This window comes from Streptomyces camelliae (assembly GCF_027625935.1).
Taxonomy (GTDB): domain Bacteria; phylum Actinomycetota; class Actinomycetes; order Streptomycetales; family Streptomycetaceae; genus Streptomyces; species Streptomyces camelliae.
This window is the reverse complement of record NZ_CP115300.1, coordinates 7,987,292-8,002,673: the sequence shown is the minus strand read 5'-3', so window position 1 is coordinate 8,002,673 and position 15,382 is coordinate 7,987,292. Positions and strand designations below refer to the sequence as shown.

The following is a 15,382-nucleotide window of genomic DNA, read 5'->3' as shown; positions in this document are numbered from 1 at the left end:
CAGAGCGGTCGGGTAGGACACACCGCGGCAACAGTCCGGAAATCAACAAACTGTTCAAGGCGCTTACGGTCTCCTCCTGTCCGGATGCCACTGTCCACCCGCAGCTTGTTGGAGTCCCCATGGCCACCACCGCAGAGATGCACCCCGTCGACGAGATACCGCCGGTACGGCAGCTGGCCGCGTTCGGCCTGCAGCATGTGCTCGCGATGTACGCGGGCGCCGTCGCCGTACCGCTGATCGTGGGCGGCGCGATGAAGCTGTCGCCCGCCGATCTGGCGTATCTGATCACCGCCGATCTGCTGGTGTGCGGTATCGCCACGCTGATCCAGTGTGTCGGCTTCTGGCGGTTCGGCGTCCGGCTGCCCATCATGCAGGGCTGTACGTTCGCGGCCGTGTCGCCGATGGTGCTGATCGGGACGACGGGCGGCGGACTGCCCGCGATCTACGGCGCGGTGATCGTCGCGGGGCTGGCGATCATGCTGCTCGCGCCGGTCTTCGGCAGGCTGCTGCGCTTCTTCCCGCCGCTGGTGACCGGCACGGTGATCCTCATCATCGGGGTCTCGCTGCTGCCGGTCGCGGGCAACTGGGCGGCCGGCGGGGTCGGCGCCAAGGACTTCGGGGAGCCCAGGAACCTGGCGCTGGCGGCGTTCGTGCTGGCGGTGGTGCTGGGTGTGCAGCGGTTCGCGCCCGCCTTCCTCTCCCGGATCGCCGTCCTGGTCGGCATCGCGGTGGGCCTGGCGGTCGCGGTGCCGTTCGGGTTCACCGACTTCAGCGGGGTGAAGGACGCCGACTGGGTGGGCATCAGCACGCCGTTCCACTTCGGGGCGCCGGCCTTCCACGTCTCCGCGATCGTGTCGATGCTGGTGGTGGCGCTGGTGTCCATGACCGAGACGACCGGTGACCTGATCGCCGTCGGTGAGCTGACCGAGCGGAAGGTCGAGCCGCGTCCCCTCGCCGACGGGCTGCGCGCGGACGGTCTGTCGACCGTGCTCGGCGGAGTGTTCAACACCTTCCCCTACACGGCGTACGCGCAGAACGTGGGCCTGGTCGGTATGACGCGGGTGCGCAGCCGCTGGGTGGTCGCGGCGGCCGGCGGGATCCTGGTGCTGCTCGGGCTGCTGCCCAAGCTGGGCGCGGTGGTCGCGGCGATCCCGGCGCCGGTGCTGGGCGGCGCGGGTCTGGTCATGTTCGGCACGGTCGCGGCGAGCGGGCTGCGGACCCTGGCCGGGGTGGACTTCAAGGGCAACCACAATCTGACGGTGGTGGCCGTCTCGGTGGCGATCGGCATGCTGCCGGTGGGTGTGCCGACGGTGTACGACAAGTTCCCCGACTGGTTCCAGACGGTGATGAACAGCGGCATCAGCGCGGGCTGTCTGTCCGCGATCGTACTGAACCTGCTCTTCAACCACCTTCCGGCGAGGGCGGGTTCGGGCGCACCGGGTTCGTCGGATTCAGGCTCCGTCGCCGAGCCGGCGGGTCTGTAGCTCGGCTGCGGCGAGCAGGCTGTCGAGCAGTCCCGGGAAGAGATCGTCCAGGTCGTCCCGGCGCAGGACGTTCATCTTGGCCGTGCCCCGGTAGACCTGCCGGATGACCCCGCTCTCGCGCAGCACCCGGAAGTGGTGCGTGGACGTGGACTTGGTCACCGGCAGGGCGAAGTCCGAGCAGGTCAACTCCGCTTCATCCGCGGCGAGTTCGCGCACGATACGCAGCCGCATCGGGTCGGAGAGCGCGTGCAGCACGGCCTCCAGGCGGAGCTCCTCCCGCGCCGGGTGCGGCAGTGCGCGACCGGTGGTGGCGATGTCGGTCACGGTGGCCGCCCTTCGTCGCGTGATCCTTGCCCTGCGAGCATTGTACGAGAGTCATCGTAGTTTGACATCTCTCGTACTACGAGGGTTATCGTACGAGCCGTACGAGTCGACCGGGCGGTACGAGTCGACCAGGGGTCCCGTGACGAATGGAGTCCGTCGTGAGCGCGCTCTTCGAGCCCATCACCCTGCGTGAGGTGACCATCCCGAACCGGGTGTGGATGCCCCCGATGTGCCAGTACTCGGCCGCGCCGGAGGGACCGCTCACCGGCGTCCCGCACGACTGGCACTTCGCACACTACGCGGCCCGCGCCACGGGCGGCGCCGGCCTGATCATCGTCGAGGCGACCGCCGTCTCGCCGGAGGGCCGGATCTCGCCGTACGACCTCGGTCTGTGGAACGACACCCAGGTGGAGGCCTTCCGCCGGATCACCCGCTTCCTGGCCGACCAGGGCACGGTGCCGGGCATCCAGCTCGCGCACGGCGGCCGCAAGGCCTCCACCGACCGGCCGTGGAAGGGCGGCGCACCCGTCGGACCGGAGGCGGGCGGCTGGCGGCCGAGCGCACCGAGCGCCGTACCCTTCGACGAACGGCACCCCGTGCCCAGCGAATTGACGATGGATCAGATCTCCGGGATCGTCGGCGAGTTCGCCGCCGCCGCACGCCGTGCACTCGATGCCGGCTTCGAGGTCGCCGAGATCCACGGCGCCCACGGGTACCTGATCAACGAGTTTCTGTCGCCGCACTCCAACCACCGCGCCGACGCCTACGGCGGCTCGTACGAGAACCGCACCCGCTTCGCCCTCGACGTCGTGGACGCCGTACGGGAGGTGTGGCCCGAGGACAAGCCGGTGTTCTTCCGGATCTCGGCCACCGACTGGCTCCAGGACGGCGGCTGGACCACGGAGGACACGGTCCGGTTCGCCCGCGAGCTGCACGCCCACGGGGTCGACCTGCTGGACGTCTCCACCGGCGGCAACGTCTCCGGCGTGACCATTCCGGCCGAGCCGGGCTACCAGGTGCCGTTCGCCGCCCGGGTGAAGGCCGAGACGCCGCTGCCCGTCGCCGCCGTGGGTCTGATCACGGAGGCGGAGCAGGCCGAGAAGATCCTGACGAACGGCGAGGCCGACGCCGTCCTGCTCGGCCGCGAGCTGCTGCGCAACCCCTCCTGGGCCCGGCACGCGGCCCGCGAGCTGGGCGGCGAGGTCCGGGTGCCGGAGCAGTACCTGCGCTCGGTCTGAGTCACCGCGGCTGGATCCGAGCACCGTCCGAGGTCGCTTCAGCCTGAGGCAATGTCAGCGGTCCCGCCGTACCGTCCGAGGCCACGGCGGCGGGTCCAGCAGTACGACCGAGGTCACGGTAGCGGGTCCAGCCGTACCGTCCGAGGCCACGGCGGCGGGTCCAGCAGTACGACCGAGGTCACGGTAGCGGGTCCAGCCGTACCACCGAGGTCACCGCGGCAGGATCCGCCGGCCGTCCGAGGTCACCACGGCGAGTCCCGCCGTGACGTCCGAGGTCACCCCGGCAGGTCCCGCCGTACCACCCCCAGGTCACCGCGGCAGGATCCGCCGTACCGTCTCCTCCAGGCGGGGCAGCGCCCGCTGTCCCGCCAGCGCCACGCAGATCGCCGCCAGGACGCCGGCCCAGGCGAGCGGGCCGAGCGGGGTGCATCCGACGGCGTGGCTGACGCCCGGGGTCTCCACCACCACGGCCAGCGCCACGGCGGAGCCCAGGCAGGTCAGCTGCACCAGACGGCTCTCGCGCCGGTCCAGCCAGGTCTGCACGAGCTGGGTGCCGACCACCCCGCACAGCGCCATCGTGCTGGAGCGGCGAGGCGTTCCGGGGGTGAACCGGCCGATCAGCCAGGCCGTCACCGCGCCCAGGCAGGTGGTGAGCGCCCGGTGCCGGATCTGCCGCAGCAGGGGCTCGCCCAGCACCCCGGCCGGCTCCTCCACCTGTGCCGGGTCGGCGCCGTCCTCCTTCTCGGTGACCGCCACCGCCATCGACGGAAACAGGTCGGTGAAGAGGTTCACCATGAGCATCTGCCGGGTGGACAGCGGCGCCCGGCCGGACAGCAGCGTGCCGAGGAGGCCGAAGCCGACCTCGCCCGCGTTGCCGCCGATCAGGATGGCGATGGCGTCGGCGACGCTGTGCCACAGCGCCCGTCCCTCGCCGACGGCGGCGATCAGGACCGTCAGGTCCTCGTCGGTGAGGACGATGTCGGCGGCGTTGCGCGCGGCGGCCGAACCTCGCGCGCTGATCCCGACCCCGATGTCGGCGGCGCGGATGGCGGCCGCGTCGTTGGCGCCGTCGCCCACCATGCCGACGACCCGGCCAGCGTCCCGCAGCGCCTCCACGACCTGGAGCTTCTGCTCGGGTGCCACCCGTGCCACCACGCCCGCGTCGCGCAGCATCCGGGCCCGGTCCGCCCGGTCCGCGGCCGCCAGTTCGTCCCCGGTGACCACCACGGTGTCCTCAGGCCAGCCCAGTTCGGCCGCGACGGCCCGCGCGGTCTGCGGATGGTCGCCGGTGAGCATGACCGGCCGTACACCCGCCTCAAGCAGCCCCCGGACCAGCGCCGTGGAGGTCTCGCGCGGTACGTCGGACAGCGCGAGCAGACCGGTGAACTCCAGCTCCCCCAGCGGCTGTTCGAGGACATCGGTCTCATCCTCGTCCGGGCCGAGCCGCCGCTGCGCCACCGCCAGCACCCGCAGGCCGTCCCCGGCCAGGCGCTGCGCCGCCTCGGCGGCGTGCGCGGGGGTTCCGGAGCAGGCGGGCAGCACGGTCTCCGGGGCGCCCTTGACCACGAGCACGAGCGGTCCGTCGCCACTGCGGCCGACGGCGGCGGCGTATCCGCGGGCCGCCTCGAACGGCAGGTCCGCGCGCCACGTCCAGTCCGGGTCGGGACCGGCCGCCGCCAGCACGGCCTCGTCGGTGGCGTGCACCGGCTGCTCGGAACCGCCGTCGGGTTGCGGGCAGGCGCGGGCGGCGGCCCGGACGGTGCCGGCCGACCCGGGGTCGTCCACCGCGCGGACCGTGCCCTCGGCATCGCATGTACGCACCACCCGCAGCCGGTTCTCGGTGAGGGTGCCCGTCTTGTCGAAGCAGACGGTGTCCATGCGGCCCAGCGCCTCCAGGGTGCGCGGGGTGCGCACGAGGACACCGCCCTGGCTCAGCCGCCGGGCGGCCGCCAGCTGGGCGACCGTGGCCACCAGCGGCAGCCCCTCCGGTACGGCCGCCACGGCCACCGCGACCCCACCGCTGACCGCCTCCCGGACGGGGGCACCGCGCAGCAGCGCGAGTCCGGTCACCGCGGCGCCGCCCCCCAGGGTCAACGGCAGTGCCTCGCGGGTGAGTTCCTGCAGCCGGGCCTGTACGCCGGCGGCCGGGGGTGTGCGGGCGGCGAGGTGCACGGCGCGGGCGGCCTCCGTGTGCTCACCGATGTCGACCACCACGGCCCGGGCCTGGCCCGCGACCACGGTCGTCCCCTCGAAGACCATGCAGCGCCGGTCGGCCACGAGTGCGTGCGGGGTCGGGGCCGTCTGCTTCTCCACCGGCAGCGACTCGCCGGTCAGGGCCGATTCGTCGACCTCCAGGCCCTCCTGCCACAGCAGGCGCGCGTCCGCGGGCACCACGTCGTCCGTCTTCAGCCGGATCTCGTCGCCCGGACGCAGCTCGCCCGCGTCCACGGTGCGGGTGCCGCCGGCCGGTGCCTCGGCCTCGTGCGGTACGAGCCGCGCCTTGCGCTGCTGCTCCGCGACCAGTCCGGACAGCGCCCGTTCCGCACGCAGCCGTTGGAAGCCGCCGACCAGTGCGTTCAGGTCGAGGGCGCCGAGGACGAGCAGGGCGTCGACGACCGAGCCGAGGATCGCCGAGGCCGCCGAGCCGACCGCGAGGACCGGGGTCAGCGGGTCATGGAGTTCCCCGCGTACGGCCCGGCCGAGCCGGTACGTCCAGCGCGCGGGAGCGGCGAGCGGGTGCCCGGTGACCCCGGCGGCGGCCGACCGCACGAGGGCGAGGAGCTCGTCCAAGTCGCTGGTCTCAGCAGTCGGTTCGTGTTCCAGCCGCTCCTGGGCCGCCGCGGCCTCCAGGTCGTGCCAGTGCACGCGCGGACGCGGATGCGGGGGCCGGGCCGCCGCCACGCCGAGCGCGGCCCGGGCGCCGGAGAACAGGGCGGTCGCGGCGGCGGCGTCGACGGGGGCGTGCCGCAGTCCCGGCAGGGTGGCGAGGCGCCCGCCGGGGCCACGCGCCTCGCCGACGGCCACCAGGAGACCGGAGAGCGCGGCGCCGGAGCGGGCCAGGGTCTGGGCGTGCCGGCCGACCGTGCGGGCGGCCGGAATCGCGGTCAGCACCCGCCACACGTCGGGCAGTCCGTGCAGGGCCAGGATGTCCGCGCCCCAGACCACCGCGCCCTCGCGGTCGGTGAGCGCGATGCCGATGTCGGCGGCGGACAGCCCGGCCAGGACGTCGTGCTCGCCGGCCGTGCGCACCCGGGCCACGACGAGCACCCCGCCCGCGTCGCCGCGCGCCTCGTACACCACGTCGTCCAGCGGTCGGCGCGCGTCCACGACCTGGTCGGCGAGGCCGGTGAAGTCCTCCAGGGCGGGGTCGTCCACGAGCACGACCCTCAGGCCCGCCCGGCGGGCCGCGTCCAGCACCGGTTCGGCCCACGGGTCCGCCTCTCCCTCGTCGGTGCGCAGTACGCCGGCGGGCAGTACGAGCGTGCCGGCCAGCTCCAGCCGGCGCAGCCGGTCCGGGTTCCTGACCAGCACTCCCGTACGGGCGAGCGCGGCACTCAGCAGCGCGTGGTAGGCGGCAGGTCCGTACCGGGCGGCCTTCGGCGAGCCGGCGAGGACCGCCTCCGCCGCCTCGGCGCCGTCGTGCTTGACCAGCAGGGTGGCCGCGGCGCCCAGCAGACTGCCCGCGAAGGCGTGGTCGGCGTATTCCTGGGCCGGGGACTCCGGTAGGGGCGGCCGGGGCGCGCCGGCGGCCGGGAGACTGAGCCGGTCGGGCGCGCAGAGCTGGTCGTGCACCGTGTCGAAGGCGGCGGCGCGGGCCACCGTCTCCGCCACCTGACAGCTCCGCAGAGCGCCGTCGAGCACCAAGGAGGTGGGGGTCTGTCCCGCGCCGTGGACGGCGGCGTTCGCGCAGGCCAGGCCGAGGTCCATGGGGGCGTCACCGAGCCGGGCCCGCAGCCAGGCACGACAGCGCGGGTTCTCCCGCAGCAGCGTCACCACTGCGGTCGCCAGCCGGGGCGAGGGCGGCAGCCGCAGCGCGTACGCGGTGACCGCGGCGCCGATGCCCACCCCGTCGGCGGCGAGCGCGGCCACGGCGGCGCGCACCCCGGCCGGGTCGGCCGGATGCGTGGTCTCCTCCACGTCCGCGGCGGACAGCACCAGCCCGTGCCGCTCGGCCAGGTCGGCGGCGTGTTCCACGACCCGGTCGGCGGCCTCCTCGCCGGTCGCGGTCACCACCAGGCGGGCGAGTCCCTGGTCCCAGTACGCGACGAGCACGTCCGGCCGCTCGGCCAGCGTCCGGGCCACCCCGCGCGCCAGCCGCGCCGTGCCGCCCGCCCCCTCCACTGCACGCAGCGCGAGGTGCGCACGGGCGCCGGCCCGCCACCGGCCACCGGGGCCGGGCAGCGCGTTGCGCCCGACCCTCGCCACCCGTACGGCGCTGTCCGCGCCGCGCACTCCGGCACGCGCCGTTCCGGCCGCGGCACCGGCGACGAGTCCGACGGCCGGCGCGAACAGCCGTGGCGGGGCAGTCAGCAGCCGCGCCACAGCCGAGGGCACCGCCAACAGCCCGGGCACCACGGCCGCCCTCAGCGCGTGGCGCGGCCGGGCCGCGCGGTGGGTCCGAGCGGACCGGTGGACGGCTTGGGCACCGCATCCTCGACCTCCGACCCCTCGTCCCCACGGGAGGCCCGGGAACCGCCGGACGCCCTGACACCGGCGGGCGCCCTGGCGCCGCCGGACGCACCACTGCCTCCGGCCGCCGGAGCAGTGCCGTGCGCCCGGCGCCCACGGGAAACTTCACCGGCACGGGAGGCCACGGCACCACCAGACGTCTTGCTCGCGCCGGAAGCCACAGCACCAGACGCCCTCGCACCACCAGATGCCCCAGCACCACCGGACACCTGACCCCCACGCGAACCCTCGCCCGCGCGGGAGGCCACAGCACCACCAGACGTCTTGCTCGCGCCGGAAGCCACAGCACCGGACGCCCTCGCACCACCAGATGCCTCAGCACCACCGGACACCTGACCCCCACGCGAACCCTCGCCCGCGCGGGAGGCCACGGCACCACCAGACGTCTTGCTCGCGCCGGAAGCCACAGCACCGGACACCCTCGCACCACCAGATGCCCCAGCACCGCCGGACACCTGACCCCCACGCGAACCCTCGCCCGCGCGGGAGGCCACAGCACCACCGGACGTCTTGGCCGCGCCGGAAGCCTCGGCGCCGGACACCCTCGCGCTGCCGGAGGCCCTGCCACTGTCGGCTGCCTGGCGCCCGCGCGAAGCCTCTGCATCGCCGAGTCGCCCGGTCGCGCTCTCGCCGCCGGCTTCGGCCGCACCGGATGCCGCAGAACCCGCTGCCTCCTCCGTCGCGGCCCCACCAGTCCCCTCAGCCCCCGCTGCACCCTCCACCCCGCGCCCGCCGGCGGCCGCCCCGACTGCCGCTCCCCTCTCGCCGGACTCCGCCGCGCCCCTGGCGCCGCTCTCTCCCGCCGAGGCCTCCGTCCCACGCTCGCCGTCGGCGCCCCGGGACCGGCCGCCCCCGGTGCCGGACCTGAGGGCCGCCGTGCCGAGGTCGTGGGGCGGGCCGGCGTCCTTGTCGCCGGCCGTGCGTGCGGCCGGTCCTTCGGTGGCTGCTCGCTCCGCGACGGCCACCGGACCGGGTGGCTCGGCCGCTCGGCGGTTGCCGGGCGCCGCGAGACCCTGTCTCCCGGCCGTCACCGCCACGCGCTGGCGAGCGCCCGCCGGACGCAGCGGCCGGGGCTGGGTGAGCCAGGCCACGGCCGCACCGGTGAGGGCGACGGGCCAGTCCACCACGCCTGTGGCGCCCAGTACTCCGGCGCCCACGTACACCGCGATCCGCCGCCCACGGGGCGAGACCGCACCCACCTTGTCCAGGGTGTCCACCGCGGCCCTGCTCACCAGGCCGGCGCCGGGTACCCTGCGCACCACCGAGGCCGCGCCGCTCACGGGCGCCGTGAGGGCCGGCGACGACTTCTGCTCAGCCATGACTCTCCTCGGATGAGACCGCCTCTCGTGCCCCACCGAGTGCCCGTCACCGCGCGAGTTATCCCCTTATCCCCTGTTCCGGAACAGTCCCTCGGGCACCGCCGAGGCGAGGACCCGGTAGCCCTCGGGGTTGAGGTGCAGCCCGTCGCCGACCTGGAGGGCGGGCAGCAGCCGTTCCGGCGCCGAGGGGTCGCGCACCGCCTTGTCGAAGTCGATCAGCGCGTCGAAGTGGCCGGGGGTGCGGATCCAGGCGTTCACCCGCTGCCGGGAGGCCTCGCGCACGCCCGCCCCGTCGTCGTACGGATTGCCCGCGAACGGCGTGATCGTCGCGCCGTAGACCCGGATGCCCAGGGCGTGGGCGCGGACGACGACCTGCTGGTACCCGGCGATCAGGTCGTCGGTGACGGCGCGCTGCGCCTCGGGGGTGGCGGCGGCGGTGCCGATGTCGTTGACGCCCTCGAAGAGGATCAGCCAGGAGACCCCGCTGCGGGACAGGACGTCACGGTCGAGGCGGGCGAGGACGTTGGGGCCGAGCCCGTCGTTGAGGACGCGGTTGCCGCCGGCGGCCTGGTTGAGGACCGCGATGTCCGAGGTGTCCGGCCGGCTTCGGAGGCGGTCGAAGAACTGGTCCGGCCAGCGGTCGTTGCCGTTGGTCGTGGAGCCGCGCCCGTCGGTGAGCGAGTCGCCCACGACGGCCACCGCCCGGGTGCGCGCGGGCGCCAGTATCTCGACGTCGCTGAGCAGGTACCAGTGGTCGACGGCGGTCGCGCCGGTCAGGTCCTGGTCGCCCGTGTGGTCGCCGTGCACGAGGTACGAGGTGGTCCGCGAGCCGGGGTGCGAGGTGAGCGCCAGCGACGGCTGGCCGCTCGCGGTGTACGCCGTGACCGTCAGCTCGGATCCGGCGCGCAGGTCGAAGTCGAGGTCGTCGGAGACCACTTGGGCCCCGACCGGCACGGTCGTGGCGTCCCGGCCCGCGAAGGTGACCCGCCTGAGGCTGCCCGGTTCGACTCCGCTGACCCCGGCCTTCCCGCCCTGGGGCAGGGCGACCGTCACGGCGGTCAGCGGCAGCGGGGTGTCGCCGTAGGCGTTGGAGAAGCGCAGCCGGATGCGGTGGCCGCCGGCGGTGACCCGGACGGTCTGCCGGAGCGTGGTGTCCACCAGCACGGACTTCTCACCGGTGTACGGCGCGGGCGGCAGGTTGCCGGGCTCGGTCAGCTGGGGCATGCCGGTCCACGTGTCGACCCAGTGGCCGGCGGTGCCCGGACTGCCCTCGGCCGGGGACGGGCCGGGGCTGTCCAGCAGTGCCCTGACCGCCGATCCCGTCACGATCAGGGTCAGCACGAGGACACAGACACTCAGCACGGTGGCGAAGGGCGCTCTGGCGGGCTGCTTCCTGGTGGGCTGCTTCACGGCGGTCATCGTGGCATGAACACGTCCTCCTTGGAAGCGCTCCCACCTCACTTTCCGCCGGGCGGGGACAGAGCTGCGCGATCCATTGACCAGAAAGCGCTTGCCCTCTACGGTCCGTTCATCAGCGTGACCGAACGCGCCGTACCTGGGCATGCAGAGCCGCTCGTACCCCAACTGCGTTCCAGATGGCGCACGTTGGCCACGGACATGACCCATGACCCCCCACTTCGAAGAAGGGCATTCGGGACATGACCTCACGAGTACGAGCACACACCCGCACCGGGACCGGGCGCGCACTGACGGGCGGGCTCGCCGCCCTGGGACTCACGCTTGGCATGATCATGGCTAGCGGAGCCTCCGCTCACGCGGCCACCTGGCCCACCGCCAACGGGAGCCAGGCGGTCACCAAGACCATCCCGCTGTCCGGCACCAAGGACTACGGGATGAAGCGCCTGTACGGCAGCGGGGACCTGGGCACGAGCGGCCAGAGCGAGAACCAGAAGCCGATCCTGGACCTCGCCCCCGGCACGGTCCTGAAGAACGTCATCATCGGCGCTCCGGCCGCGGACGGCATCCACTGCGAGGGCAGTTGCACCCTGCAGAACGTCTGGTGGGAGGACGTCGGCGAGGACGCGGCGACGTTCAAGGGCTCCTCGCCGTCCAACGTGTACACCGTCTCGGGCGGTGGCGCGAAGGAGGCCGGCGACAAGGTGTTCCAGTTCAACGGCGCCGGCACGCTCAACGTGTCGAACTTCGCGGTGCGGAACTTCGGCAAGCTGGTCCGCAGTTGCGGCAACTGCAAGACGCAGTACAAGCGCACGATCAACCTCAGCGACATCGAGGCGACGTACAAGGGCCTCGCGATCGTCGGCATCAACACCAACTACGGCGACAGTGCGACTCTGAAGAGGATCACCATCGTCGGGGACTCCGGCAAGAAGATCGTCCCGTGCCAGAAGTACATCGGCAACAACACGGGCAAGGAGCCGACCACCAACGGCTCGGGCCCGGACGGGACTTGGTGCAAGTACTCCGGCTCGGACATCACCTACAAGTAAGCCCCTCGGGTGCCCGTCGGCCCTCCGCCCTCTCGCCGCCGTCTCCCACCGGTCTTGGCCGCGTCCCGGCCGGGCGGTGGGAGGATGCGGGTGAGGGGGAGGGCGGATGGGGCGCAGGGAGCGGGAGACGGTCGCGCGGGCGACCGGACTGTACGAGGCGGCGCGGTCGTTGGCCGACGACCACGCCAGGGCCGTCGAGGCGGTGCGCGCGGCGCTGCGGCCGATCGAGGACGCCGCGGTGGAGCGGGCGCTCGACGCGATCCCCGTGGCACGGCTGCAGGACGCCACAGGCGGCCGGCTGCGGCTGAGCGAAGTCGACCACAGCGGGCTGCACACGGTCCGGCAGGTGCTCGACGCCGGTTCCTACCGCTTGCGACAGGTACCCGGAGTGGCGGGGCGGACCGCGGACCAGATCGTCGCGGCCGCACGGCAACTCGCCGACGCCGTACGGGACACCGTGGCCGTACACATCGACGTCGACCGGCCGGAACCGCGGACGACCGCGCTCGTCATGGCGCTGCACGTGCTCGTGGAGGCGGGCCCGGACGCGCGGCGCGCGGTCGGCGCGGCTGCCGTGCTGGCCGAGCGGCTCGCACCGCTGCTCGCCGACGCCCGGCCCGCCGCCGGGCGGCTGAGCATGCTGGTGGCCGGGCCGGACAAGAAGGCCCGCGTACTGACCGCCGTCGAGGAGATCCGTACGGTCGTCTCCGAGGCCGAGCAGGCCGGCACTCCCGAGGCGCTCGCGCAGGCGTCCGTGGACCTGCTGCGGGGACCGTCGACGGAACTCGCGGTCCGGGTGGACTTCGAACTGCGCTCCGCCGAGTACTACGGCCTCCTCGCGGAGATCTCCGGCCGCGCTCCGGACACGGCCGCCGCCGAGGGATTCCTGCCCGACGGCATCGCCGAGCGGGTGCGCGGCCAGCGGTTCGACGACTCGGGGCTGCGGGTGTCGCTGCGCGGCTACCAGGCGTTCGGCGCCCGCTTCGCCCTGGCGCAGCGGCGGGTGATCCTCGGCGACGAGATGGGGCTCGGGAAGACGATCCAGGCACTGGCCGCGCTGGCCCATCTGGCCGCCGAGGGGCAGAGCCACTTCGTGGTCGTCTGTCCGGCGAGCGTCCTGGTGAACTGGACGCGGGAGACCGAGGCGCGCACCTCGCTGAACGTCACGCCGTTGCGGGGGCCGGACCGGCGCCGGGCGTTCGCCGACTGGAAGGAACGGGGCGGCGTCGCCGTGACGACCTTCGAGGCCCTGCGCGGATTCCCGGTCCCGGTCCGGGGCGGGATCGGCATGCTCGTCGTCGACGAGGCACACTGCGTGAAGAACCCCCAGGCCCTGCGCTCCCAGGCCGTCGCCCGATGGGCGAGGCGCTGCGAACGCGTCCTCTTCATGACGGGCACGCCGATGGAGAACCGGGTCGCCGAGTTCCGCAACCTGGTCCACATGCTCGACAAGACCGTGGCGACGCGCATCGGCGACCATGCGGGACTGCCCGGCTCCGTGGCGTTCCGGAAGACGGTCGCCCCGGTCTACCTGCGCCGCAATCAGGTGGACGTGCTCGCCGAACTCCCCGCGCTGCAGCAGACGGACGAGTGGGAGGAGCCGAGCCCCGCGGACGAGGAGGCGTACCGCGAGGCGGTGCGATCCGGCAACTTCATGGCGATGCGCAGGGCCGCGTACGCCCGTCCCGAGCAGTCCGCCAAGCTCGTCCGGCTCCGCGAGATCGTGCACGAGGCACGGGAGAACGGGCTGAAGGTGGTGGTGTTCTCCGCCTTCCGGGACGTCCTGGACGTGGTGCGGGAGGCGCTCGCCGCCGGGACGCGCTCCGGCGGCGGCCCCGTGATCGGCCCGCTCACCGGGAACGTCCCGCCCGAGCGGCGCCAGCTGCTCGTCGACGAGTTCGCGGCCGTGTCCGGCCCGGCGGTGCTGCTGGCACAGATCCAGGCGGCGGGCCTCGGGCTCAACCTCCAGGCGGCCTCTGTCGTGATCATCTGCGAGCCTCAGCTCAAGCCGACCGTCGAGCAGCAGGCGGTGGCCCGGGCCCACCGCATGGGCCAGGTACGGCCGGTCCGGGTGCACCGCCTCCTGGCTCCCGGCGGCGTGGACGAGCAGATGGTGAGGATGCTGGAGAGGAAGGCCCGGCTGTTCGACGCCTACGCCCGCCGCAGCGCGCTGGCGGAGGCGACCCCGGAGGCCGTCGACGTGTCGGACACGGAGCTGGCACGGCGGATCGTGGCGGAGGAACAGATCCGCCTGGGCTGCGGAACCGGCCACGTCGACGGCGAGCCGGAGGCCACCATGGCGGGGCTCCGCGGTACCGACACGGGCGAAGCGGCCGACGGCCGCCCCGCTCCGTCGTAACCCGCACGGGCGCAGCGGCTCCCGAGTGACCGGGCCGCGGACGCCGTCACGGCGCAGTCGGACGGCAACGCCGCCATGGTCTCCCACGCCGAGGACGGGGAACTGGCCCGGCACAGCCTGATCCCTGTGTGGCGGTACCAGCCGGCGGAACTCCTGACCCGCCGTCCGGAGGCCGAAGGCGAACTGCGGGCCCTGGTGGAGCGCGCGCAGCGGAGCCGGCGGCAGCATCATCGTCCACCAGGCCGGCCCCGTCAGCACTGCCCTAAAGGCGCCAGGAGTCGTCGTATCCGGGATGGTCCGCGAACGGTACGGCGAGCAGGCGGAGTGTGGTGCAGGGCGAACGGGGCCGCTCTCCCCGGCGGCAGGTGCGGCACAGGCCGTCGTCCTGCGCCCTGTGCTCCTCCGACAGGGTCCGCTTCGCCGCGAGTTCGCGCAGCACCCGGTCCGGATCGTGCCGGGCCACGTGGGTGAGCAGCTTCACCGGGTCGTCGGCGCCGAACTGCGCCATCGGTGTGTGCGTGGTCGTGCCGTGCCGGGAGGTGAGCACCTGCTCGATCTCGTCGGCCATGACGCCCCAGACCGCACCGGGCGCGCCGGCGATCGCGTCCCGGGCAACGCGCTCCTCTTCCTCGAACCGGGCCCGCAGAAACGCTTCGAGAGCGGTCATGCGGCACGCTCCCTTCGGCCCACCGAGACGGTCAACTCCCGCTGATAGGCGGCGTAGGCCGCGCGCAGGGGCTCCCCCGGCCAGTCGGCGGGGAGCAGTGCGGACGGCAGCACCGGGTCGGTGAGCAGGTGGCGTACGGCGGCGGTGCAGGCGGTGAACCGGTCCGCGGGGGCCCGGTCGGCGGCCGTGTGCGTGAGCAGCGTGCGTGCCGTGGCGGCCCAGGCGTCCAGCGGCCAGAGCCGGGCGGCGAGGTCGCGCGCGGGCTCGTCGGGGCGGGTCGTGCAGGTCAGGGCGAGGGTGTGCAGGTCGCCCGGCAGAGGCCGGTCCAGGTTGGCGGGGCGCAGCCATACGCCCTCGCGGAGTTCGGCGAGGCGCAGGGCGGTCAGCCGGGTGCGCAGCTCGGCGCGTTCGGCGGGGCCGCGGCCCGTCGCCGTGATGACCACCATCTCCCAGTCGCCGTCCCACGCGCGCGTGCCGGGACGCAGCGCCTCGTCCTGTCGCCGCTGACGGGCCAGCAGCCGGTCGCTGAGCCGGTAGACGGTGTCCGTGCGCCGCAGATCCCCGGCGGCCACCATCCGGCTGAGCGCGGCCCGCAGCGTGGGGCCGCCCACGCCGAACGGCTCCACCAGCCGGACCAGGTCCTTCACCGGCAGCTCCGGCGGGTGCGCGCCGAGAAGCAGGCTCAGGACGACCGACCGCGCGGACAGCGGCCGCAGGTCCGGGTCCGCGTCCGCCTGCTCCGGTTCGGGCGAGACGTTCATGCGCATGGGCACGTACTGTACGTGCGCCTTCTGTTGTTGCGTTATTGCTACAGCCGTAGGAAGGATGCAACAT

General features: G+C 73.8%; 9 protein-coding genes. 4 read left to right on the top strand and 5 right to left on the bottom strand.

Annotated features, from left to right (window positions below):
- The first annotated feature begins 119 nt into the window (after positions 1–119).
- The gene (locus tag O1G22_RS36680) at positions 120–1,484 is read left to right on the top strand and encodes a nucleobase:cation symporter-2 family protein (RefSeq protein WP_270085234.1); all 1,365 of its coding nucleotides are present in this window, start codon (positions 120–122) and stop codon (positions 1,482–1,484) included.
- Here the strand turns inward: O1G22_RS36680 and O1G22_RS36675 are convergent.
- Positions 1,452–1,808 carry an ArsR/SmtB family transcription factor gene (locus O1G22_RS36675; RefSeq protein ID WP_270085233.1) on the bottom strand — a complete coding sequence of 119 codons (357 nt, stop codon included), beginning with the start codon at positions 1,806–1,808 and terminating at the stop codon, positions 1,452–1,454. The two genes, O1G22_RS36680 and O1G22_RS36675, sit on opposite strands and share 33 nt — an antisense overlap.
- A gap of 158 nt (positions 1,809–1,966) precedes the next feature.
- Between O1G22_RS36675 and O1G22_RS36670 the strand changes: the two genes are divergently transcribed.
- A complete protein-coding gene (locus tag O1G22_RS36670; protein ID WP_270085232.1) occupies positions 1,967–3,046 on the top strand; it encodes an NADH:flavin oxidoreductase/NADH oxidase in 1,080 nt (359 codons plus the stop codon).
- Between the two features lie 309 nt (positions 3,047–3,355).
- On the opposite strand, the gene O1G22_RS36665 is transcribed toward O1G22_RS36670, so the two are convergent.
- On the bottom strand, positions 3,356–7,621 hold the full coding sequence (locus O1G22_RS36665; protein ID WP_428986440.1) for a cation-translocating P-type ATPase: 4,266 nt from the start codon (positions 7,619–7,621) through the stop codon (positions 3,356–3,358).
- A gap of 1,499 nt (positions 7,622–9,120) precedes the next feature.
- Positions 9,121–10,473 carry an SGNH/GDSL hydrolase family protein gene (locus O1G22_RS36655; protein ID WP_428986439.1) on the bottom strand — a complete coding sequence of 451 codons (1,353 nt, stop codon included), beginning with the start codon at positions 10,471–10,473 and terminating at the stop codon, positions 9,121–9,123.
- 239 nt (positions 10,474–10,712) lie between these two features.
- On the opposite strand from O1G22_RS36655, the gene O1G22_RS36650 reads away from it, so the two are divergent.
- Together O1G22_RS36650 and O1G22_RS36645 are read left to right on the top strand one after the other, a co-directional pair.
- Positions 10,713–11,522 carry a pectate lyase gene (locus tag O1G22_RS36650; protein WP_270085230.1) on the top strand — a complete coding sequence of 270 codons (810 nt, stop codon included), beginning with the start codon at positions 10,713–10,715 and terminating at the stop codon, positions 11,520–11,522.
- Between the two features lie 106 nt (positions 11,523–11,628).
- Positions 11,629–13,881 carry a DEAD/DEAH box helicase gene (locus O1G22_RS36645; RefSeq protein ID WP_270085229.1) on the top strand — a complete coding sequence of 751 codons (2,253 nt, stop codon included), beginning with the start codon at positions 11,629–11,631 and terminating at the stop codon, positions 13,879–13,881.
- A gap of 262 nt (positions 13,882–14,143) precedes the next feature.
- Here O1G22_RS36645 and O1G22_RS36640 read toward each other — a convergent pair whose 3' ends face one another.
- Both O1G22_RS36640 and O1G22_RS36635 read right to left on the bottom strand, forming a co-directional pair.
- Entirely contained in the window at positions 14,144–14,548 is a 405-nt protein-coding gene (locus tag O1G22_RS36640) for a DUF6221 family protein (RefSeq protein WP_270085228.1), read from the bottom strand.
- On the bottom strand, positions 14,545–15,315 hold the full coding sequence (locus O1G22_RS36635; RefSeq protein WP_270085227.1) for a PaaX family transcriptional regulator C-terminal domain-containing protein: 771 nt from the start codon (positions 15,313–15,315) through the stop codon (positions 14,545–14,547). The genes O1G22_RS36640 and O1G22_RS36635 overlap by 4 nt, the downstream gene beginning before the upstream one ends.
- Positions 15,316–15,382: the final 67 nt, after the last annotated feature.